The sequence below is a fragment of the Paraburkholderia aromaticivorans genome, assembly GCF_002278075.1.
Lineage (GTDB): Bacteria > Pseudomonadota > Gammaproteobacteria > Burkholderiales > Burkholderiaceae > Paraburkholderia > Paraburkholderia aromaticivorans.
Window position 1 is genome coordinate 863,370 of the sequence record NZ_CP022989.1, and the last position, 21,920, is coordinate 885,289.

The 21,920-nt window shown below is 63.8% G+C and carries 22 protein-coding genes; 7 read left to right on the forward strand and 15 right to left on the reverse strand.

Annotated features, from left to right (window positions below; genetic code table 11):
- Positions 1-2: 2 nt before the first annotated feature.
- The 3 genes from coxB to CJU94_RS03855 form a co-directional block, all read right to left on the reverse strand.
- Positions 3-1,619 carry a cytochrome c oxidase subunit II gene (gene coxB / locus CJU94_RS03845; RefSeq protein WP_095417583.1) on the reverse strand — a complete coding sequence of 539 codons (1,617 nt, stop codon included), beginning with the start codon at positions 1,617-1,619 and terminating at the stop codon, positions 3-5.
- 66 nt (positions 1,620-1,685) lie between these two features.
- Positions 1,686-2,159, reverse strand: coding sequence for a DUF2244 domain-containing protein (locus CJU94_RS03850; protein ID WP_095417584.1), 474 nt, complete (start codon positions 2,157-2,159; stop codon positions 1,686-1,688).
- Between the two features lie 313 nt (positions 2,160-2,472).
- Positions 2,473-3,438: a methyltransferase domain-containing protein gene (locus tag CJU94_RS03855; RefSeq protein ID WP_095417585.1), complete on the reverse strand. Its 966-nt coding sequence runs from the start codon at positions 3,436-3,438 to the stop codon at positions 2,473-2,475.
- An 84-nt stretch (positions 3,439-3,522) separates the two neighbouring features.
- Between CJU94_RS03855 and CJU94_RS03860 the strand changes: the two genes are divergently transcribed.
- Together CJU94_RS03860 and trmL are read left to right on the forward strand one after the other, a co-directional pair.
- Positions 3,523-4,308: a ComF family protein gene (locus CJU94_RS03860; RefSeq protein WP_095417586.1), complete on the forward strand. Its 786-nt coding sequence runs from the start codon at positions 3,523-3,525 to the stop codon at positions 4,306-4,308.
- Positions 4,309-4,326: 18 nt separating this feature from the next.
- Positions 4,327-4,797, forward strand: coding sequence for a tRNA (uridine(34)/cytosine(34)/5-carboxymethylaminomethyluridine(34)-2'-O)-methyltransferase TrmL (gene trmL, locus CJU94_RS03865; RefSeq protein WP_095417587.1), 471 nt, complete (start codon positions 4,327-4,329; stop codon positions 4,795-4,797).
- Here trmL and CJU94_RS03870 read toward each other — a convergent pair.
- From CJU94_RS03870 to CJU94_RS03890, 5 genes are all read right to left on the reverse strand, one after another.
- Entirely contained in the window at positions 4,770-5,318 is a 549-nt protein-coding gene (locus CJU94_RS03870) for an O-acetyl-ADP-ribose deacetylase (protein ID WP_095417588.1), read from the reverse strand. The genes trmL and CJU94_RS03870 overlap by 28 nt on opposite strands.
- Before the next feature lie 97 nt (positions 5,319-5,415).
- The gene (locus tag CJU94_RS03875; protein ID WP_095420208.1) at positions 5,416-6,414 is read right to left on the reverse strand and encodes an NAD(P)H-dependent glycerol-3-phosphate dehydrogenase; all 999 of its coding nucleotides are present in this window, start codon (positions 6,412-6,414) and stop codon (positions 5,416-5,418) included.
- A gap of 22 nt (positions 6,415-6,436) precedes the next feature.
- Entirely contained in the window at positions 6,437-6,907 is a 471-nt protein-coding gene (gene secB, locus CJU94_RS03880; protein ID WP_095417589.1) for a protein-export chaperone SecB, read from the reverse strand.
- A gap of 151 nt (positions 6,908-7,058) precedes the next feature.
- Positions 7,059-7,322 (reverse strand): glutaredoxin 3, encoded by a 264-nt coding sequence (grxC, locus tag CJU94_RS03885; RefSeq protein ID WP_007179466.1) that lies wholly within the window; start codon positions 7,320-7,322, stop codon positions 7,059-7,061.
- Positions 7,319-7,744 carry a rhodanese-like domain-containing protein gene (locus CJU94_RS03890; RefSeq protein ID WP_095420209.1) on the reverse strand — a complete coding sequence of 142 codons (426 nt, stop codon included), beginning with the start codon at positions 7,742-7,744 and terminating at the stop codon, positions 7,319-7,321. The genes grxC and CJU94_RS03890 overlap by 4 nt, the downstream gene beginning before the upstream one ends.
- A 137-nt stretch (positions 7,745-7,881) precedes the next feature.
- On the opposite strand from CJU94_RS03890, the gene gpmA reads away from it, so the two are divergent.
- From gpmA to CJU94_RS03905, 3 genes are all read left to right on the forward strand, one after another.
- Positions 7,882-8,628, forward strand: coding sequence for a 2,3-diphosphoglycerate-dependent phosphoglycerate mutase (gpmA, locus tag CJU94_RS03895; protein ID WP_095417590.1), 747 nt, complete (start codon positions 7,882-7,884; stop codon positions 8,626-8,628).
- 302 nt (positions 8,629-8,930) lie between these two features.
- Positions 8,931-10,517 carry a S41 family peptidase gene (locus CJU94_RS03900; protein WP_095417591.1) on the forward strand — a complete coding sequence of 529 codons (1,587 nt, stop codon included), beginning with the start codon at positions 8,931-8,933 and terminating at the stop codon, positions 10,515-10,517.
- Between the two features lie 168 nt (positions 10,518-10,685).
- Complete coding sequence (locus CJU94_RS03905; RefSeq protein ID WP_095417592.1) at positions 10,686-11,444, forward strand: HesA/MoeB/ThiF family protein; 759 nt, start codon at positions 10,686-10,688, stop codon at positions 11,442-11,444.
- 76 nt (positions 11,445-11,520) lie between these two features.
- Here the strand turns inward: CJU94_RS03905 and ptsP are convergent, their stop codons facing one another.
- The 7 genes from ptsP to CJU94_RS03940 form a co-directional block, all read right to left on the reverse strand.
- A complete protein-coding gene (ptsP, locus tag CJU94_RS03910; RefSeq protein WP_095417593.1) occupies positions 11,521-13,269 on the reverse strand; it encodes a phosphoenolpyruvate--protein phosphotransferase in 1,749 nt (582 codons plus the stop codon).
- Between the two features lie 299 nt (positions 13,270-13,568).
- Positions 13,569-13,838, reverse strand: coding sequence for an HPr family phosphocarrier protein (locus CJU94_RS03915; protein WP_085482323.1), 270 nt, complete (start codon positions 13,836-13,838; stop codon positions 13,569-13,571).
- A gap of 94 nt (positions 13,839-13,932) precedes the next feature.
- Positions 13,933-14,463: a PTS sugar transporter subunit IIA gene (locus CJU94_RS03920; RefSeq protein ID WP_095417594.1), complete on the reverse strand. Its 531-nt coding sequence runs from the start codon at positions 14,461-14,463 to the stop codon at positions 13,933-13,935.
- 344 nt (positions 14,464-14,807) lie between these two features.
- Positions 14,808-15,764 carry a glutathione synthase gene (gene gshB, locus CJU94_RS03925; protein WP_095417595.1) on the reverse strand — a complete coding sequence of 319 codons (957 nt, stop codon included), beginning with the start codon at positions 15,762-15,764 and terminating at the stop codon, positions 14,808-14,810.
- Positions 15,765-15,866: 102 nt separating this feature from the next.
- Positions 15,867-17,156 (reverse strand): glutamate--cysteine ligase, encoded by a 1,290-nt coding sequence (gshA, locus tag CJU94_RS03930; protein ID WP_095417596.1) that lies wholly within the window; start codon positions 17,154-17,156, stop codon positions 15,867-15,869.
- Between the two features lie 236 nt (positions 17,157-17,392).
- Positions 17,393-18,895, reverse strand: coding sequence for an ammonium transporter (locus tag CJU94_RS03935; RefSeq protein WP_095417597.1), 1,503 nt, complete (start codon positions 18,893-18,895; stop codon positions 17,393-17,395).
- A gap of 44 nt (positions 18,896-18,939) precedes the next feature.
- Positions 18,940-19,278, reverse strand: a complete 339-nt coding sequence (locus CJU94_RS03940) for a P-II family nitrogen regulator (RefSeq protein WP_006048089.1) — start codon at positions 19,276-19,278, stop codon at positions 18,940-18,942.
- Between the two features lie 410 nt (positions 19,279-19,688).
- Between CJU94_RS03940 and CJU94_RS03945 the strand changes: the two genes are divergently transcribed.
- Both CJU94_RS03945 and CJU94_RS03950 read left to right on the forward strand, forming a co-directional pair.
- Positions 19,689-19,943 carry an accessory factor UbiK family protein gene (locus tag CJU94_RS03945; RefSeq protein WP_012431591.1) on the forward strand — a complete coding sequence of 85 codons (255 nt, stop codon included), beginning with the start codon at positions 19,689-19,691 and terminating at the stop codon, positions 19,941-19,943.
- A 122-nt stretch (positions 19,944-20,065) separates the two neighbouring features.
- Positions 20,066-21,658: a YifB family Mg chelatase-like AAA ATPase gene (locus CJU94_RS03950; RefSeq protein WP_095417598.1), complete on the forward strand. Its 1,593-nt coding sequence runs from the start codon at positions 20,066-20,068 to the stop codon at positions 21,656-21,658.
- The last annotated feature ends 262 nt before the right edge of the window (positions 21,659-21,920 follow it).

Here is a 21,920-nt window from a genome sequence, read left to right on the forward strand (position 1 = left end):
CGTCAGGCAGCCGGGCTGATCTGAACACGCCGGGCTTCTTTCGCGTCGCTGCCGCCCGTGATCGTTTCCGGCTTTTTCAAAATAATATGGTCTTCGGCAATGCCGGCTGCTTTCAACGCGTCGCGCACGGCTTCGGCGCGGCTCTTCGCGAGTTTCGCGTTGAGATCGGCGGAGCCGGTCGCGTCGGTAAAGCCCGACAGCGTGAATTTCGCGTCCGGGTGCGCCTTCGCGTAGGCCGCGGCTGCGTCGACTGCCGCTTTCGCGTCGGCCGGCAGCGTGCTCTTGCCGGTGTCGAAGTAGATGCTGGCCGGGAGTGTTGCCTGCGATGCCGCGCTGTCCGAGCCGGCCGCTGCCGCTTGCGCGCCCGAGGTGCCCGAAGCCGCCTCTGCGCCGCTCGCTGCCGCGCCGGCGTCGGCCAGATGGTTGCCGCCTTCCGGCAGCTTGCCATTACGCGCGTCCGCAACCTGCTTCGGCTGGAGAATGTCGCCAGTGTGGTTGCCCCATGAATTGCGTTCGTACGTGACGACCGAGGCGATTTCGACGTCGTTCAGCGTAGGCGCCCACGAGGGCATCGCGTTCTTGCCCTTCAGCACGAGGCTGACGTGCTCGGCAATCGCGCCGTTGGCGATCTTGCTGCCGTCGAGCGCAGGGAATGCGCCCGCGCCCTTGCCGTTCGGCTGGTGGCAGACCGCGCAGTTCGCCGCGTACACCTTGCCGCCGCGTTCCATCAGCTCGGCCATCGTGTAGGTCTTGTTCGGATCGTCCTGGCCTGCGGCCATTTTCTTCTTCTGCGCGTCGACCCACTTCGCGTAGTCGTCGGCGGACAGCACTTCCACCACCACCGGCATGAACGCATGTTCCTTGCCGCACAGCTCGGTACAGAAGCCGCGGAACGTGCCGACCTTGTCAGCCTTGAACCACGTGTCGCGCACGAAACCCGGGATCGCGTCCTGCTTCACGCCGAACGCCGGCACGTACCAGGAGTGGACCACGTCGTTCGCGGTGGTGATGATGCGGATTTTCTTATCGACCGGCACGACGAGCGGATTGTCGACTTCCTGCAAATACGTGGTGGAAATCGGCTGGCGGCCGTCGGTTTCCGCACGCGGCGTGGACAGCGTGGACAGGAAGCTGATGCCCTCGCCCGGGCCCTTCACATAGTCGTAGCCCCATTTCCACTGGTAGCCGGTGACCTTGATAGTGACGTCGGCGTTGGTGGTGTCTTTCATCGCCACGACGGTCTTGGTGGCGGGCAGCGCCATCAACACGACGATGATGAACGGCACGATCGTCCAGATGATTTCGACGGTGGTGCTTTCGTGGAAATTCGAAGCCTTGTGGCCTTTCGATTTGCGGTGGGCGAAGATCGAATAGAACATCACGGCGAACACGCCGACGAAAATCACCGTGCAAAGCACCAGCATGAACATGTGGAGGCTGAAGAGCTCCTCAGCGATTTTTGTCGCAGGCGGCTGGAGATTGATCTCGTTGACGGCGGGGCCGCCCGGAACATCGCCCACTGCCAGGGCGGCACCGGCGAAAAGCAGTCCGCTCATCGCCAGCACGCCCATGAGGGCTCGCTTGATTGTTTTCATAGCTTCCTTACCCAAAATTTCCATTCAAACCCTCGACCCCGCTGGCAGGCTGCCTCGCGCTCCCCGTGAACGCCGCGCTTCTCAACACGTCTAACAACGCGTGAGCCACATACGCAATTCGCCTGCGAACTGCGCGCGCCGATATTGCGCGAGATGTTGCCCGATCATGATCGTCTGGCCGCGCGAGACCAGTTTGATCCGGTCACGCGGCGTGGCGCCCGCTTCGATCCGCACCCAGCGCGGATTGAACTCGAACTGCGTAAGCTGCTCGGCGCTGACCTGCTCGACGACGAGCCGGTTCTGAAACAACCGGATGCGCTCGTAGTCCACAGCATGACGCGCATATATGGCAAACGCGATGCCCACCGTCAGCAATTCGATACCGGTGAACGGCAACACCAGCCAGGCGCCGACCAGAACCAGCATGAAAGCAATTACCAGCGAGAACAACGCAAGCGACACGTAGAAACAGATGAACTGCCGCGGCGATATCGAACAGTTGCGTTTCATCGTCCAGTCTTTCAGGACCGGTTCTGAATCCGCCAGCAGATCTGATGCTTGCATCGCTGCCTCCCACCGATTGCCTCCAGTCGCCGCCTGCGGCCATACCTTGCGACCGCTATCGCGGCCAGCCGATCACCGCCGCGTCATCTTATCTTGCTGCCCTATGCCTCGGGCTTGCCGCCCCAAATGTGGGAACTCCAGGCGACAAACTGACGCATTATAGGCGCGATCCATAGCATCCACAAGCAAGCCTCAATTGGCTCACAAGCCAGGCGCGACAAGCCTCCGCGCCGTTTTGACGCACCTTTTGCGGGTCTTTTGAAGCGCTAATTTCAGACATAACAGATGTGCTCTTTACCACCTCGTCGATTCCTCAACGATTCCGTGCCGAACCTCGCCCGATGTCCTCGATCCGCACGATCCCATGACCTTCGGCGGTAGTGCGCGGCACCGCTTTCCATGCGTGTCCGTAGATCACCTCGAAGGTCAGCGCGATCGTGCCGTCGGCGCGCCGGCGGGCTTCGAGCGCAGCCAGCAAAGCCTTGTGCAGTCTGCGCGCGGCAGCGCTCGACGAGGCTTCGCGCTCGAACGGATAGGCGCCCCAACGGCGCACGTCGGCGAGCAGCGACTCAGGGGATTTGTAGGTGATGGTGAGAACTTCCTGGTCCATCACCGGAATCTCGAAACCGCTTTCCACCAGCATATCGCCCAGGTCGTGCATGTCGACGAAGTCGATCACATGCTTGCGCGAGGCGACGCCGTGCGCGGCCTCGACTTCGGCGTAGGCGCCACGCAACTCCTTGAGGGAGTCGGGACCGAGCGTGCTGAACATCAGCAGGCCGTTGACTTTCAACACGCGCTGCCACTCGGGAAACACGAGATCGGGCCGCGAATGCCAGTGCAACGCCAGATTGGACCAGATGAATTCGAAGGCGCCGGCCGCGAACGGCAGCGCCGAGAAGTCCGCTTGCGCGAAGCGTGGCCCACGCGCGCCGAGTGCCTTGCCGAGCGTGGCGGGCAAAAAGCGCCGCCAGCTCGTGTCACCCGCATCGTGCTGCAGCGCGCGCGTGAGCATGCCGTGCGACAGGTCGGAGCCGAACACCGGCGCCTCGGGAAAGCGTTCGCGCAAAGCGGGAATGTCTTCACCCATCCCGCAGCCGGCATCGAGCACGCTTGCCGGCGTGACCTTGATGTAATCGAGACGCTCGCGCATGCGCTGCGCGATTTCGCGAGGCAGGAACGCGACGTCGGCGAAAGTCGCCGCGCGGCGGTCAAAGATCCGCCGCAGGCGTTGGGAGTCATAGGCCGGACGGCCTGATTGAGCGGGAGCTGGGGACATGGGTGTCGTACTGGCGTAGAGCCCGAAGTATACTCGCTCGCTTCCCTCCATTGAGCGTGAAAGGCCTTCGCGGGCGGTCCAGCTATGCCACTCCGACCCATTTCGTCTTTTTCCGGCCGCCGATTCGCGCGTTTCGTGCGTGCCGTCAATTCGGCATGGCCACGTGTGACGCAGGCTGCGCTGCCGAATCTGTGCGCCTTATGCGGCAATTTGTCGCATGCGACGATGTGTGCCGGTTGCGACGCGGCCTACTGGAACGAAGGCCGGTTGCGCTGCACTGTCTGCGCGGTACCGTTATCCGCCGCGCGATGGGCGGCCCGCACCCAGTATCGGTGCGCGGATTGCCTCGGCGAGCCGCCACCGTTCGACGCCACGCTGGCCCTTGCCGACTATCGCGCCCCGCTCGACACGCTGGCGGTCGGTCTGAAATTCCGCGCCCGGCTTATGCTGGCGCGCGAGTTCGGGCAACGCCTCGCGCGTCTCGCCCGTGATTCCTGGCAAGACCTCGCTGAATGGCCCGACGTGATCGCGCCCGTGCCGCTTGCCCCAAAACGCCTCATCGAGCGTGGCTATAACCAGGCGTGGCAAATCGCGAAGCCGCTGGCTGGCGCGCTCAATGTGCGCAGCGACGCGACCCTGCTGCATCGGGTGATTCACACCGCGCCGCAGTCGCGGCTCGATCTCGACGCCCGCCGTCTGAACGTAGGCCGTGCCTTCAAGGTCGCAGGGGCCGTGCAAGGCCTGCATGTCGGCATCGTCGACGACGTGATGACGACCGGCGCGACACTCGAGGCGCTGGCTCGCACGCTCAAGGCCGCCGGTGCGCGGCGGGTCACCAACTTCGTCGCGCTGCGCACGCCGAAAAACTAGTCTCAACCTGAGCTCACCATGTTCAATGTCGTTCTCGTAGAACCGGAAATCCCGCCGAACACCGGCAACGTGATCCGCCTGTGCGCCAACACCGGCGCGCGGCTCCATCTGATCGAACCGCTCGGCTTTCCGCTCGACGATGCCAAGCTGCGCCGCGCCGGACTCGACTATCACGAGTACGCGCAAATGAACGTGCACGCCGACTGGGCGGCGTTCATCGCCAAAGAGTCGCCGGACCCGGCGCGCATGTTCGCCTTCACCACGCGCGGCTCGGGCCGCTTTCACGAGCACGCGTTCCAATCCGGCGACTGGTTCGTATTCGGCGCCGAAACGCGCGGCCTGCCCGACTCGGTACTCGACCAGTTCGCCAACGATCAGCGCGTGCGCCTGCCCATGCGGCCGGGCAACCGCAGCCTGAACCTGTCGAACACCGTCGCGATCGTGGTATTCGAAGCCTGGCGTCAGACCGGCTTCGACGGCGGCGCCTGACGGCGCCGCATTTCGGCCTCGTAGCGCGCGAGCATCGCGCCGTCGAAACAGGCGAACACCACCTGTTCGATCCGCGGCGTGCGCGGCAAGGTGGCGAGCACCGTGCCGAGCGCAATCCGCACGGCCTCGTCAGCGGGAAAATGGTAGATGCCGCAACTAATCGCGGGGAACGCGATGCTGCGGCACCGCGCCTCGCGCGCTACCTCGAGCGAACGCTGGTAGCAGGACGCCAGTAAGTCGGCCTCGCCATGCGCACCGCCCCGCCAGCGCGGACCGACCGCGTGAATCACATGTCTGGCCGGCAAGCGGTAGCCGCCTGTCAGCTTCGCGTCGCCGGTCGCGCAGCCGCCGAGCGTCGCGCACTCCCGCACCAGCTCGGTACCGGCCGCGCGATGAATTGCGCCGTCCACGCCGCCTCCGCCCAATAACGACGTATTCGCGGCGTTAACGATCGCATCCACGGCGAGGCCGGTGATGTCGACCACACGCGCTTCCAGCGTGCAACGGTTGAAACGGAGCATGGGAACCTCGCTGATCCGAAGCGTCGATAAAAACGTGGACAGCGGGAGCGGGCAGCCGTTCAGCGCTTTTGCGCGCTAAACGGCTGACAGACAAGGCTTATTCAGCTTTGGAGTCGCGCCGCAGCAGGGCGCTGACGGCGTCGCGAGGAGCCACGCCGTCGAACAGCACGGCACAAACCGCCTGCGTGATCGGCATCTCGATGGCATGTGCGCGGGCGATCGCGAGGACCGCTTGCGCGCAACGCACGCCTTCGGCCACGTGACCGAGGCCGCCCAGAATATCGTCGAGCGTCCGACCCGCGGCGAGTTGCAGGCCGACCGTGCGATTGCGCGACAGATCGCCGGTGGCGGTCAGGATCAGATCGCCCAGGCCCGTCAAGCCGGTGAACGTTTCCGCGCGCCCGCCGAGCGTCACGCCGAGACGCGACATTTCAGCGAGGCCGCGTGTAATCAATGCCGCACGCGCGTTCAGACCGAGCCCGAGGCCGTCGGCAATGCCCGTGGCAATAGCCAGCACGTTTTTCACCGCGCCACCCACTTCCACGCCGACGACGTCGTCGCCGGTATAGATGCGCATGGCGCCGTGGTGAAACGCCGCGACCGTGCGCTCGCGGCAGGCCGCCGAAGCGCTCGCGATAGTCAACGCGACCGGCAAGCCCTGCCCGACCTCGCGCGCGAAACTCGGCCCGGACAGCACGCCGTTGCTGCCGTGCTCCGGCAGTTCGGCCGCGACCACCTGATGCGGCATCAACTGCGAATCGGCTTCAAAACCTTTGCACAGCCACACCACATGCGCCGGCACTTTGCCCGCGTCGCGCATGGCCCGAAACAGACCGCGCAGTCCGGCCACGGGCGTGGCCACGACGCATAACGCGTCGTCGGCGAGCGCGTGCCCGAGCGCCGCGTCGAAATCCGCTTCGTAACGAAGCGCCGGCGGCAAAGCAACGCCCGCCAGATAGCGGGCGTTTTCATGCGAAGCGCGGAGATCGGCAATGAGCGCGGGGTCGCGCGCCCACAACATCGTGTCGTGCCGCATGGCCAGATGGCCGGCGAGGGCTGTGCCCCATGCGCCGGCGCCAAGGACGGCAACCTTCATAGCCGGCACCGCTTGCGGCACGTTAGTGCGTGACGCCGCTTTGCGCCGCGCCGTCCGGGCCGCCCATCTGCGCGAGGCGTTGCTCGTAGAGCGCCTGGAAGTTGATTTCGGCGAGGTGGATCGGCGGGAAACCGGCGCGGGTGATCGCGTCGGCGATGTTCGAGCGCAGGTACGGGAACAGAATGGTCGGGCAGGCAATGCCGACGAGCGGGTCGATCTGCTCAGCCGGAATATTGCGGATGTCGAAAATGCCGGCTTGCTTGGCTTCGATCAGGAACGCGACCTTGTCCGACACCTTGGCCGTGACCGTGCCGGTGACGAGGATCTCGAACACGGTGTCGGCGAGGCGCTCGGCCTTCACGTCGACTTCGACTTCGACCGACGGCATTTCCTGCTCTAGGAAGATGCCCGGCGAATTCGGCTGCTCGAGCGACATGTCCTTCAGGTAGATGCGCTGGATGTTGAAGAACGGCTGGTTATTCTCGTCGGACATGATGGAGTGATTCCCTGATAGGTATGCATGGCGGCGGCCCATGGTCGCATGGGCCGCCAGATCGTTGCGGCGCGCCGCCCGCCCTGATGGAGCGGGAAAGCGCCGGCTTGGTGTTCACCCGCCCTTGTCGCGCGCCCGCGAGCGCGCGAATTCAGGCGGTTGCTTCGAGCAGCGGCATCAAACCGCCCGCGCGATCGAGCGCGGAAAGGTCATCGTACCCGCCGACATGCGTCTCGCCGATGAACACTTGCGGCACCGTGCGGCGACCGGTCCGGGTCATCATTTCCTCACGGCGGGCCGGGTCTTTGTCGATCAGTACCTTTTCAACGTGCTCGACGCCGCGCGACTTTAAAAGACGTTCGGCCATCTGGCAATACGGGCACACCTGGGTGCTGTACATGATCACTTTGTTCACTTGGCTGCTCCTTGTTTCACAACCGGCATGCCGGCTTTCTGCCAGGCGTCGACACCGCCTTCGAGAACATGGACTTCCGCATACCCTGCATCCTGCACGATACGCGCTGCCTTGTTCGACTGCTGGCCGGTCTGGCATACCAGCAGCACCGGGTTGCTCTTGTTCTTCACGAGTTGCGCGACCTTCGCCTGCAACTCTGCAAATTCAAGGTGCCGCGCCGCTGGCAGATGCCCGTTGGCGAAGTCGGCGGACGGACGCAGGTCGATGACCGCCGCATTGCGCCGGTTGATCAGTTGCGTGGCTTCAGCGGCCGACAGGCCGCCGCGGCCGCGCCGGCTGATCGTCGGCCACAGCAGCAACCCACCGGAGATGAGGACGATCGCGATCAGTACAAGGTTTGTGTAATCAGTGAAAAACTTCACGGAAAATCCGCCGAAAAAGAGAGAAATCGAAAAGGGCAATCCAGGCATTATAAAATAACCGTCTGACGCGATGGCGGCGCTCCTCCGGAGGACCCCCGCAGCGCTTTACCGCTTCCTCACTACCGACCGGCAATCTCATGTACAAACTCGTTCTCATCCGCCACGGCGAATCGACGTGGAACAAGGAAAACCGCTTCACGGGCTGGGTCGACGTCGACCTCACCGAGCAGGGCAACAGCGAAGCGCAGCAAGCGGGCGTGCTGCTGAAGGATTCGGACTACACGTTCGACATCGCCTACACGTCGGTGCTCAAGCGCGCGATCCGCACCTTGTGGCACGTGCAGGACAAGATGGATCTGATGTACCTGCCGGTGGTGCATTCGTGGCGCCTGAACGAGCGTCACTACGGCGCGCTGTCGGGTTTGAACAAGGCTGAGACCGCCGCCAGATTCGGCGACGAACAGGTGCTGGTCTGGCGCCGCAGCTACGACACGCCGCCGCCCGCACTCGAGCCGACGGACGAGCGCGCGCCCTACAGCGATCCGCGCTATGCCAAGGTGCCGCGCGAACAGCTGCCGCTCACCGAATGTCTGAAGGACACGGTCGCGCGCGTTCTGCCCCTGTGGAACGAGTCGATTGCGCCGGCGATCAAGTCGGGCCGCAAGGTGTTGATCGCCGCCCACGGCAACTCGATCCGCGCCCTCGTGAAATACCTCGACAATATTTCGGACAACGACATCGTCGGTCTGAATATTCCGAACGGCGTGCCGCTCGTCTACGAACTGGACGAGAACCTGAAGCCGCTTACGCACTACTATCTGGGCGACCAGGACGCGATCGCCAAGGCGCAAGCCGCAGTCGCCAAGCAAGGCAAAGCGGGCTGATCCTGCCATCTCGCCGCCATGTTGCCGTCAGAAATGTCGCGCGACGGCGGCGAATGGCCGCGCGGACCGGCAAGACGTACCGGTCCGCGCGGCTCACCTCATTCGCGCGCGCCTTTCTGGCCGCCCTCACGCCGTTACCGCACATGACTTACGCGTTGCGGGCGTAATCTCACGAACCAGACCCCGCCTGCGCTGTCGAATCACGATTGCCCGCGCTACGCCCTGACTTGGCGTGTGCAGTTATACTTGTCCGTCCCCATCTCTATCGACGCTGCCACGCGCTTCCGACCGCAACAGACTCTATGCGAAAGAACCTGAAAAATATCGGCCTGATTGCCGCGGGCCTTGCTACCGGTGCATTTGCCACCCTGCAACTTTCCGCTTCGGCGCAGCAACCCGCTAGCGCCGCCTCCAGCGCCGTTGCACCGCTGCCGCTGGACCAGCTCAGGCTCTTTGCCGAAGTGTTCGGGCAAATCAAGCACGAGTACGTCGAACCCGTCGACGACAAAAAGCTTCTCACCGCCGCCATCAAGGGCATGGTGTCGAGCCTCGACCCGCACTCGTCGTATCTCGACAAGACCGATTACGAGGAACTGCAGGAGCAGACCAAGGGTCGCTTCGCCGGTCTCGGCATCGAGATTTCGTCGGAAGACGGGCTGATCAAAGTGATTTCGCCGATCGAAGACACACCCGCGTTCCGCGCCGGCATCCGTCCGGGCGACCTGATCACGCGAATCAACGACAAGCCCGTGCGCGGCATGACGCTCGACCAGGCGGTCAAGCAGATGCGCGGCGAGCCGGGCACCAAGGTCACCCTCACGATCTTCCGCAAGACCGACGACCGCACGTTCCCGCTCACGGTGACCCGCGCGGTCATCAAGGTCCAGTCGGTCAAGATGAAGATCCTCGCGCCGGGCTACGCGTATGTGCGGATCACCAGCTTCCAGGAACGCACCACGCCTGATCTCGCCGCGAAGCTGCAAGACATCGCGCGTCAGCAGCCGAACCTGAAGGGTCTCGTGCTCGACCTGCGCAATAACGGCGGCGGTCTGCTGCAAAGCGCGGTCGGCGTGGCTGGCGCGTTCCTGCCACCGAATTCGGTTGTGGTGTCCACCAACGGCCAGATTCCGGATTCGAAGCAGGTCTATCGCGACACTTACGACAACTACCGCCTGCAATCTTTCGACAGCGATCCGCTGAAGGACGAAGCGCCGATCTTCAAGACCGTGCCGATGATCGTGCTGACCAACGCGTACTCCGCGTCGGCGTCGGAAATCGTCGCGGGCGCGCTGCAGGACCAGCATCGTGCGCTGATCGTCGGCAAGACCACCTTCGGCAAGGGTTCGGTGCAGACCGTGCGCCCCATGACGGCCGAGACCGCGCTGCGTCTGACCACGGCGTACTACTACACGCCGAGCGGCCGGTCGATCCAGAACAAGGGCATCCGTCCTGACATCGCGGTCGATCAATACGCGGAAGGCGATCCGGACGACGCGCTCGTCACCCGCGAAGTCGACTACTCGAATCACCTTGCGAACACGCAGGATCCGAACGAGAAGAAGGAAGCGGAACAGCGCGAACAGGAACGCATGGACCAGTTGCGTATGCTTGAAGAGCAGAACGACAAGAAGACGCCGGAACAGCGTCAGAAGGATCGTGAGCGCAAGCCGGTGGAATTCGGTTCGGCCGACGACTTCATGCTGCAACAGGCGCTGAACAAGCTGGAAGGCAAGCCGGTGCAGGAATCGAAGTCGCTGACCGAGCGCCGTCTCGCGCAGAACAAGCCGGCCGCTTCGGCGTCCGCGCCGGTCGCGGTCAAGCCGACGCAACCGGTGCCGGGTGCATCGGGCCCGGCTCCGGCCTCGACGCCTGCTACGCAAAGCAAATAAGCATCGAGCCCACGTGTCTTCGCAGCGAACCATGCTGCGAAGACACGCCGTGTGATCCTGAGCACCAGCCAGACCACCCGCTCCCCGCGCGATTAAAATAACGAAACCGCGCACGGCACGCCCATCGGGCCCTGCCTCTCGTCGCGCGACACACTCACGCGCCCCGCCATGAACGACGATCAACTCCTTCGCTATTCCCGCCACATCCTCGTCGACGAAATCGGCATCGAGGCGCAGCAGCGCTTTATCGACGCTCACACGATCATCGTCGGCGCGGGCGGCCTGGGTTCGCCCGCCGCCATGTACCTGGCGGCGGCAGGTGTGGGCCGCTTGACACTGGTCGACGCCGACACGGTCGACCTGACCAATCTGCAGCGGCAGATCCTGCATGTGACCGCATCCGTCGGACGCAAGAAGGTGGAGTCCGGGCGCGACGCGATCGCGCGGATCAATCCCGAGGTGCTGGTGAATGCGGTGGCCGAACGCGTCGACGACGCGTGGCTCGACGCGCACGTGCCGCATGCCACTGTCGTACTCGACTGCACGGATAACTTCGCGACGCGCCATGCGATCAATCGCGCGTGCGTGAAGCATGGCGTGCCGCTCGTGTCGGGTGCGGCGCTGCGCTTCGACGGGCAGATCAGCACCTTCGATTTCCGCGACCAAACGTCTCCCTGCTATGCCTGCGTGTTCCCCGAAGACCAGCCGTTCGAGGAAGTCGCGTGTTCGACCATGGGCGTCTTCGCGCCGACCGTCGGCATTGTCGGCTCGATGCAGGCCGCCGAAGCGCTCAAGGTGATCGGCGGAATCGGCACGCCGTTGCTCGGCCGACTGATGATGCTCGATTCGCTGCGCATGGAGTGGAACACCATGCGCATCGCGCGTCAGCCGGATTGCCCCGTGTGTGGGCAAATGCATCCCGCCTGATCGGCTGACTGACGACTGAAAAGGAAACGCCGCCCATGAGGCGGCGTTTCTCATTCGAAGACGTGACTCCGGCGGCTCAAGCCAGCGCCACGCGCTTGAGCGCAGCCTGCACCTCTTCCGGTTCGAACGAGGCCAGCACGTCGGCCACCGGCTTTTCCAGCGTCTTCAGATGCGCGCGCAGCACTTCCTGCTTGACCACCAGCAACTGGCTCGGGTGCATCGAGAACTCGGTGAGACCCATGCCGAGCAATAGACGCGTCAACGCCGGGTCTCCCGCCATCTCGCCGCACACCGACACCGGCACGCCCGCCCGCTTCGCCTCGCGCAGCGTGAACGCGATCAGATGCAGCACGGCGGGATGCAGCGGGTCGTACAGATGCGCGACCGAGTTGTCCGCGCGATCGATCGCAAGCGTGTACTGGATCAGATCGTTGGTGCCGATCGACAGAAAATCGAGCCGCTTCAGGAACAGCGGCAAGGCGATGGCGGCAGCCGGGATCTCGATCATTGCTCCCACCTGCACGTTCGGATCGTAGGCGATGCCCGCATCGTCGAGCTGACGCTTCGCTTCGCGAATCAGGTCGAGCGTCTGGTCAATTTCCTGCGCATGGGCAAGCATCGGAATCAGAATCTTCACCGTGCCGAACGCCGACGCGCGCAGTATGGCGCGCAACTGCGTGAGGAACATCTGCGGCTCGGAGAGGCTCCAGCGAATCGCTCTCAGACCCAGGGCCGGGTTCGCGGCGGTTTCGTAACCGTCGCCCCCGCCCATCGAATCGAGCGGCTTGTCGGCGCCCACGTCGATCGTGCGGATCGTGACCGGCAGGCCGTTCATCAATTCGACCGCGCGACGGTACGCGGCGAACTGCTCCTCCTCTTCCGGCAAGCGGTTCTTGTGATTCATGAACAGGAACTCGGAGCGAAACAGGCCAACCCCCATCGCCCCCGCGTCGAGCGCCGCGCTCGCGTCGTCCGGCAACTCGATGTTCGCGCACAACTCGATGCGCGTGCCGCACAGCGTTTGAGTGGGCGAAAACTTCAGCCGTTGCAGCTTGCGCTGCTCGAGCGCTTTTTCGCTTTGCCGGTACGAATACTCCTCCAGCACGATCGGCGCGGGATCGACGATTACAATGCCGTGATCGCCGTCGACGATGATCAGATCGTCCTGGCGAATCAACGCGCTCGCATGCTGCACGCCGACCGCGGCGGGAATGCCGAGACTGCGCGCGACGATCGCCGTATGCGAGGTGCGACCACCGAGGTCCGTGACGAAACCCTGAAACGTTTGCGTTTTGAACTGCATCATGTCGGCCGGCGCAATGTCGTGCGCGACCACGATCATCTCGTCGCAGGCGCCGTGTACGCCATCGGCGAGCGCGACGGACGCGCCCGCGAGCGCCTTCAGCACGCGCTCCACCACCTGCTCGATGTCGGCTTTGCGCTCGCGCAGATATTCGTCTTCGATATCGTCGAAATGGCGCGACAGGCGCTCGAGTTGCTCGGTCAGCGCCCACTCCACGTTGTAGCGGCGCGTGCGGATCAGGTCGATGGTTTCCTGCACGAGCATCGCATCGTTCAGGATCATTGAATGAACGTTGATGAACGCGCCCATCTCGCTGGGCGCGTCGGCGGCGAGATCGGCGCGCAACGCGTCGAGCTCGTGATGCACGTGTTGCTGGGCCGCGCGAAAGCGTTCGACCTCGCCTTCGATCTGGGCGGGCTCGATCAGATAGTGGTCGACGTCGAGTGCGGCCGGGGCGATCAGATAAGCCCGCCCGATGGCGATACCGCGTGACACGGGAATTCCATGCAGCGTGAAGGACACGCGCACCTCCTCTAGTTGTGTGATGCCGCGGCAAACCGCTGCAATGCTCTCAGACATTCTGCGCCATTATAAATTCCGCGCCCCTTGCCGGTACGTCGGGTCTGTGTGCAGCGCAGCACGAATTGCCGTAAGCGGGCTGGCAACGCAGCTTCATTCGACTTGCATTCCGGCAACGCGAACCCTGCATGCGAATGTCGATGCGCGCCCTGACGCGCTTTCGTCCGGCCATTTTCGCGCGTTAAAAAAAACGCCGCGGGCAGCCGCGGCGTTTTCGCTCATCGCAACGTGGACGCGCTAGCTCACTGACCCTCGCCGAATTTATCGGCAATCAGTTTCAACAATGCGTCCATCGCGTCTTTTTCGTCCGCGCCTTCTGTTTCGATCAGCACCGTGCTGCCAATACCCGCCGCCAGCATCATCACGCCCATGATGCTCTTGGCATTGATGCGGCGGCCATTGCGGCTCATCCAGATTTCCGCCTGGTAGTTGCCTGCGAGTTGCGTCAACTTGGCCGACGCGCGCGCGTGCAGCCCCAGCTTGTTCACGATAGTCGTTTCCTGTTGCAGCATGTGATGGTCCGAAGCGCGGGTAAGTGTGGTTGTGAAAGGTGAATCTGCACAGCGTTGGCAATGCGGTTGAAAGCCAGGCAGCCGGCCAGTCTGCCTACAGGCCGGCCGAGTCGGCTTTCTGCGTGAGATCGGCGTCGGCCGGCAAGGCCGGCATACACGCGCCGCCGGACGCCGCATCGGGCGGCAGGGCGGGCAAACAGTCGCCGGACTCCGCGGTGGGCGCAACGGGTGCCGGCGTGGCCGGTCCGATGGCATGCACGCCCTTGGTCGCGCCGGCAAGCGCCTTGTCGACCAGCGTGTCGAGCGGTGTGGCGCGATAACAGACCGCGCGCACCAGCATCGGCAGATTGACGCCGCACAGCACGCGTACGTTCGGCACGGAAGCGAGCCGGCCGGCGATATTCGCCGGCGTGGCGCCGAACATATCCGTGAGCACGAGCGCGCCGTTTTCTTCCTTGAGACGCTCGATCTCCGCGTGCGCGAACGCGACCTGCTGCGCGGGATCGCAATCCGGCGATACGTCGATCACGCCGATGCGAGCCGGCAAGCCACCGTAGATGTGCGAAATGCAATCGCGCAACGCGGTGGCGAACGGAGCGTGCGCAATGATCAGAATACCTGCCATGTCAGCCTTACTGCAAAAGAACGGCCCCAACCGTGGACCGGGACGCAGCCCGGTTCGTCAGCGCCCTCGACCGGCCGTGGGCCATGAGGGCCGGAACGCATGAATCCGGCGGGCGGCCCGCGGCGCATGACGCCATGCCCGTGCCCGCGAAAGCCCGCTCGCTCACAGCCCGCGATCCATCTCCACGACACCGTTCAGGAGGCCATCGATCCGGCTCGGCGCGCGAGAGCGGGCATTGTATCAGGCTCATTTTCACGCCAAAGCGGGCATGCTGCATGATGCGGATTTAATACACAGTTTGGGGATCATGGCGGCCATTCAAGAGCGCAAATCGGCCCGCATCATCAACCCGCCGCGCGCTCCAGCGCGTCGATGAACATGGCGGCGACGTCGAAACCGGTTTGATCCATGATCTCGCGGAAGCACGTCGGGCTCGTCACGTTCACTTCGGTCAACCAGTCGCCAATCGCGTCCAGCCCGACCAGCAGCAAACCGCGCGCGGCGAGCACGGGCGCCAGCGTATCGGCGATTTTGCGGTCATGCGCGGTTAGCGGCCGCGCCATGCCGAGGCCACCGGCCGCGAGATTGCCGCGCACTTCATTACCCTGAGGAATACGGGCAAGCGAATACGGCACGGCTTCGCCGCCGATCAGCAAAATACGCTTGTCGCCCTCCTTGATCTCGGGGATGAATTTTTGCGCCATCACCGAACGCGCGCCGTCGTGGCTCAGCATTTCGATGATCGAGCCGAGATTCATGCCGTCGGCCTTCACGCGGAACACGCCCATGCCGCCCATGCCGTCGAGCGGCTTCAGGATCACGTCGCCGTGTTCTTCGTGGAAAGCACGCAAGCGGGTCGCGTCGCGCGTGACCAGCGTGGGCGTGACGAACTGCGCGAACTCGCCGATGGCGAGCTTTTCCGAGTGATCGCGAATCGCCTGCGGCTTGTTGAAAATGCGTGCGCCGGCGCGTTCGGCCATTTCCAGCAGCCAGGTCGACGTGACATATTCCATGTCGAACGGCGGGTCCTTGCGCATCACCACCGCGCTGAAGCCCTTGAGCGCGCGCGGCGTGGCCGCTTCGGCGTTATACCAGACGTCGCGATGCAGATCGGCGCCGTCGCCGACGATCTCAACGCGCTGCACGTTCGCCTCGACGTCGCCGCCTGTCCACGCCAGATGCTTCGGCTCGCACGTGTACACCACATGGCCGCGGCGCGCCGCTTCGGCCATCATCGCGTAGGTCGAGTCCTTGTAGATCTTGAATTGCGTGAGCGGGTCGGCGATGAAAAGAATGTCCATGAAGGTCCCGGTGCGCCCTGACGGGCTTGGCGTTGATCGTAAATATAGTCGTTGAAAATGGCGATGGCGGCACGCATGCCGCCATCGACCACGCAGGCTGGCTTAGACCTGAATCGCTTCCGGATCGGTCTTTTCCAGCTCGACCGATGCGGCCAGCAGCCCGAGCCGCGCCACCACGCCGTACATGTAGAAGCGGTTCGGCGGCGCCGCGCCGGGCTTGGCGTGGGCGTCGGGCAGTGCCGTATGCTCGAAGCCGAGCGGCACGAAGTGCATGCCCGGCGCGTTCAGATTCTGATCGCGCTCACGGCTGCCGTGCACGCGGTAGAAGCCGCCCACCACGTAACGGTCGATCATGTACACGACCGGCTCGGCCACTTCTTCGCCGATGCGCTCGAAGGTGTACACGCCTTCCTGCACGATCACGTCGTGCACTTCCAGGCCGTCTTTGGTCGCGGCCATCTTGGCGCGTTCGCGCTTGGTGAGCGCGGCGACTTCCGACGCGTCGTGCACGGTCATCACGCCCATGCCATAAGTGCCCGCATCCGACTTGATGACGACATACGGTTTTTCGGAAATGCCGTACTCGCGATACTTCTTGGCAATCTTCTTCAGCACGCCGTCGATTGCATCCGCTAGTGCTTCTTCGCCGGTGCGTTCCTGGAAATCGACGCCTTCGACGTGCGCGAAGTACGGATTGATCATCCACGGATCGATCTCGACCATCTTCGCGAACTTCTTCGCGACGTCGTCATAACAGGAAAAATGCGTCGATTTGCGGCGAACGGCCCAGCCGGCGTGCAGCGGCGGCAACAGATATTGTTCGTGCAGATTTTCCAGCACAGGCGGGATACCACCTGACAGATCGTTGTTCAGCAGGATCGAGCACGGGTCGAAATTCTTCAGGCCAAGGCGCCGCTGCGAGCGCTCGAGCGGCTCCAGCACGAGCTTCTGCCCGTCGGAAAGCGCGATCGTGACCGGCCCGTTGATGTTTTCGTCGAGCGTGCCGAACCGCACGTTCAAGCCGGCCTGGCGCATGATCGCGGCGAGACGGGCGACATTCTCCAGATAAAACGCGTTGCGCGTGTGGCGCTCGGGGATCACCAGCAGGTTCTTGGCGTCCGGGCAGATCTTCTCGATCGAGGCCATCGCGGCCTGCACGGCGAGCGGCAACACTTCCTGCGGCAGATTGTTGAATGCGCCGGGAAACAGATTGGTGTCGACCGGCGCGAGCTTGAAACCCGCGTTGCGCAAGTCGACGGAACAGTAGAACGGCGGCGTGTGCTCCTGCCATTCGAGCCGGAACCAGCGTTCGATGGCGGGGGTGGCGTCGAGGATCTTCCGCTCAAGATCGAGCAGCGGGCCGTTTAACGCCGTAACTAGGTGCGGAACCATTGATCACTCGCAGACTGGAGAAAAAAGATTGTAGAGCAAATGCTTTGTCCATTTGGGGACGGTTTCTCCATTCGCAAGCGGACGCGAATGCATTCTCGCTATCGCCATGATAGGCAGGGAAAACTACCGTTTACAAGATAGCGCGCAAGAAAAAAGCCCGCCATGAAGGCGGGCCAAAGTCGCTGCGCTTATTTGTTACCCTGCGAGCCCGGGAGCGCGGGCTCGCGGCGCGTTGCTTACTCGACGTGTTCGCCGTGCAGGCTCACGTCCAGACCTTCGCGTTCCTGTTCTTCCGTCACGCGGATGCCCATCACCATGTCGATGATCTTCAGCAGGATGAAGCTCACCACGCCGCTGTAGATCAGCGTCGTCAGCACGCCCTTGGCTTGCAGGATGACGCTGCCGTCCGCGCCGCCGATGTCCTTGACCGCGAACACGCCGGTCAGGAGCGCACCCACGATACCGCCGATGCAGTGCACGCCGAACGCGTCGAGCGAGTCGTCGTAACCGAGCTTGTGCTTGAGCCACGTTGCCGACCAGAAGCAAACCACGCCTGCCACGACACCGATCACCAGCGAGCCGAGCGTACCGACGAAGCCCGAAGCCGGGGTGATCGCAACCAGACCTGCCACCGCGCCCGACACGATACCGAGCACCGACGGCTTACCCTTGGCGGCCCATTCAGCAAACATCCAGCCGAGTGCTGCCGCAGCGGTCGCCACTTGGGTTGCAAACATCGCAAAACCGGCACGGCCGTCAGCCGCCACTGCCGAACCCGCGTTGAAGCCGAACCAGCCCACCCACAGCATCGCGCCACCGATCAGCGTGAGCGTCAGGTTGTGCGGCGCCATCGCTTCCTTGCCGTAACCGATACGCTTGCCGAGGACCAGCGCGCAGACCAGCGCCGCGATACCGGCGTTGATGTGCACCACCGTGCCGCCCGCGAAGTCGAGGATGCCCGCGCTAGCCAGCCAGCCGGTCGGTTCCCACACCATGTGCGCGATCGGCGAGTAGACGATGATCGACCACAGCGTCATGAACACCAGCATCGCCGAGAACTTCATACGGTCGGCAAACGCGCCCGTGATCAGCGCCGGGGTGATGATCGCGAACGTCATCTGATAGACGCAGTAGACCGTTTCCGGGATGGTCGGGGCAAGGTGGCTGACGGTCAGCGTCGTGGCCTTGTCGCCCTTGATGTAGTTCATGCCCGCCATGAAGACGCGCGAGAAGCCGCCGATGAACGAACCACCCGGCGTGAAGGCCAGGCTGTAGCCCACCACGATCCAGACGATCGTCACCACGCAGGTGATCGCGAAGCTTTGCATCAGGATCGCGAGCACGTTCTTCTTGCGGACCATGCCGCCGTAGAACAGCGCCAGACCCGGGATCGTCATGAACAGCACGAGCGCGGTGGAGGTCAGCATCCAGGCGGTGTCGCCGGAATTGATCTTCGACGAATCGACGGAGAACGGCGCAGTCGGAGCAGCCGGCGCGGCGTCCGATGCCGCAGGTGCGGCGACGGCCGCGCTGGCAGCCGGCGCGGCGGACGCGTCAGCGGCCGGTGCCGAAGCCGCGGCGGCAGCAGGTGCTGCCGAAGCGTCCGGTGCCGGGGCGCTCGCCGTCGCATCGGGAGCCGAGGCGGCTGCGGGAGCGGACGCGTCGTCCGCGAGAGCAGCGCCGATACCGCCCGCGAGCAGCGAACCGGCCATCAGCAAGGACATCAATAATTTGCGCATCTTTCGTTTCCTCTTATCGCTATCTGTGTCGCTATCTTTTGGTGTTACAGAGCGTCCGCGCCGGTCTCCCCGGTGCGAATCCGAATCACTTGCTCGATCGGCGTGACGAAGATCTTGCCGTCACCGATCTTGCCGGTGCGTGCCGCGCGCTCGAGCGCCTCGATCGCCTGGTCGACGATATCGTCCGAGACAGCCGCCTCGATCTTCACCTTCGGCAGGAAATCGACGACGTATTCGGCGCCGCGATACAGTTCCGTGTGGCCCTTCTGGCGACCGAAGCCCTTGACTTCGGTCACCGTGATGCCCGAGACGCCGATGGCCGACAAGGCTTCGCGCGCCTCATCGAGCTTGAACGGCTTGATGATTGCGGTAATGAGTTTCATGAAATCCCTCGCTTAGTTGCGTAACCCGTTTGCGTAACCCGTTTGCGTAACCTGTTGCGTACCCGTAAATCGTTCGCCTGGTCTCGTTCCGCTGCCGGCAAATCGGTGCCGGCAGAGCGCGCGGGGCAGTAACAGCAACTCGCATGCCAAGTTGTGTCAGACTGCGCCCCGCAGGCGTCGCAAAAGGGGCGCAAGCGCCCCTGGCCGGAAGGCCAACGCTGGCGGGGCACGCTGGCGCGGCTTATGGATCGTTGCTAGAGTGTTCGAAGGTTTTGAACGCACGGGCGCGCACCAAAGGGGCCCATGCGGCCGCGGCGCGCAACGGGTCATGCACCAACAATGCCCATTCGCCGCGACAAAGCACAGGCGCAACGAAACATGCACAATTTTTGTGCAACAAAGGGAACACCATGAAACAACCCAATGATGTTTTTAACGACTTTCAAGCCCGCATGAGCGAGCTGTTCAAGAACTCGCCGGCCAAAGATGTCGAACGCAACGTGAAAGCGATGCTGTCGCAGGGCTTTTCGAAGCTCGATCTGGTTACGCGTGAGGAATTCGATACGCAGACGCAAGTGCTGGTGCGCACGCGCGCGCGTCTGGAAGAGCTGGAGCGCCGCGTCGCCGAACTCGAACAGAAGCTTCCGGTCACGCAAACGCCGTAATACTGCTGCTCGCGGCGTTTCCGCCGCGCAGTGCTGCACATCACAGGCAAGCGAGCCGTGACGTCATCAGCGTTTTAGGGGACTCGTGCGCGCGTCAGGCGCGCCGTCCGACGGGAGAAAACATGTCGCTTGCCGTGGTGCGCAGTCGCGCGCCGGCCGCTGGCCGCGCGCCCGAAGTAACCGTCGAGGTTCACCTCGCGAACGGATTACCCTCTTTTTCGATTGTCGGTCTGCCTGATCTGGAAGTGCGGGAGAGCCGCGAGCGCGTGCGCGCGGCGCTGCAGAACTGCAATTTCGATTTCCCCGTCCGGCGCATCACCGTCAATCTCGCCCCAGCCGATTTGCCCAAGGAATCGGGCCGCTTCGATCTGCCCATCGCCTTGGGCATTCTCGCGGCGAGCGGCCAGATTCCCGCCGAATGTTTGCTGCATCGCGAATTCGCGGGCGAGCTGTCGTTGACCGGCGCGCTCCGTCCGATGCGCGGCGCCTTCGCCATGGCTTGCGGAACGGCGCGCAGCGGCGTGGCTCACGGCGGCGCGTCGACGTCAGGAACTGACGTCGAGCTGGCGGCGTGCGAGCCGCCCGCCCACTCCACGCCGCAGCTCTACCTGCCCGCCGCGAGCGCCGCGGAAGCGGCGCTCGTGCCCGGCGTCGATGTCTACGGCGCCGCCGATCTGCCTTCGCTGTGCGCTCACCTGGCAGGTGCGCCCGAGGCGCGGCTCCATCCGCTTGCCGCGCCAGACCTCGCCGAGAGCGCCACCGCCGTCGTTCCGGATATGGGCGACGTCATCGGTCAGCGCGGCGCGCGCCGGGCACTTGAAGTCGCCGCGGCCGGCGGACACCATGTGCTGCTGGTCGGGCCGCCCGGCGCCGGCAAATCGATGCTCGCCGCGCGCCTGCCGGGCCTCTTGCCGCCCATGACCGACGACGAAGCGCTCGCCTCCGCCGCCCTGCTGTCCGCCAGCCGGGCCGGTTTTACGCCCGCACAATGGCGCCGGCGGCCGTTTCGCGCCCCGCATCATTCGTCTAGCGCCGCGGCGCTGGTGGGCGGGCGCAATCCGCCACAGCCGGGCGAAATCACCTTGGCGCATCTGGGGGTGCTCTTTCTCGACGAGCTACCCGAGTTCGATCGAGATGTGCTCGAGACGCTGCGTGAGCCGCTCGAAGCCGGCCGCATCACCATTTCACGCGCCGCCTTGCAGGTGGATTTCCCGGCTGCGTGCCAGTTGATCGCCGCCATGAACCCGTGCCCCTGCGGCTGGCGCGGCGATCCTCAAGGCCGCTGCCGCTGTACGCCCGAAATCGCCGCGCGCTACCTGCGCAAGCTCTCCGGGCCCTTGCTCGACCGGATCGACATCCAACTCGAGATCCCCGCGCTCACGCCGGCGGAGTTGTCCGCCCGTTCGCTCGCCGCCGGAGAAACGAGCGCCGCCATCGCCGCGCGTGTGAATCGCGCGCGCGAGCGTCAGTTGAGCCGCCAGGGCAAAACCAATCGGGAATTGGGGGGACGCGAAGTGGACGAAGTGTGCCGCCCCGATACTGCGGGCGAAATACTGCTGCGCGAAGCCGGAGAGCGTTTCGGATGGTCGGCGCGCGCGTACTACCGGGTGTTGAAGGTGGCGCGCACCATTGCCGACCTCGCTGGTGCAGCCATGCCGAGCGCCGCGCAGATCGGTGAAGCGATCCAATATCGCCGGGCTTTTGGCTCCGTATGAGGCGAAAAACATGCTGTCAAGACTTGACTTATGCACACGCGCACGTTCCAGACAGATTTTGAAACATCTGAAAGGTGTGCCATGCGCCTCATCTGAAAATCATTGATTTGACTGGCTTTTTTTCATCATGCCGAGCGGATCGAATCTGACAGAGTGCCCATAGAATGGGCATCTCCGGGCAATTTCGGCGAGTTCTCAACAGAGTTATCCACAGCCTCTGTGAGGAACGGAAAAAATTCAACGTAAACCGGGAATTAGCACG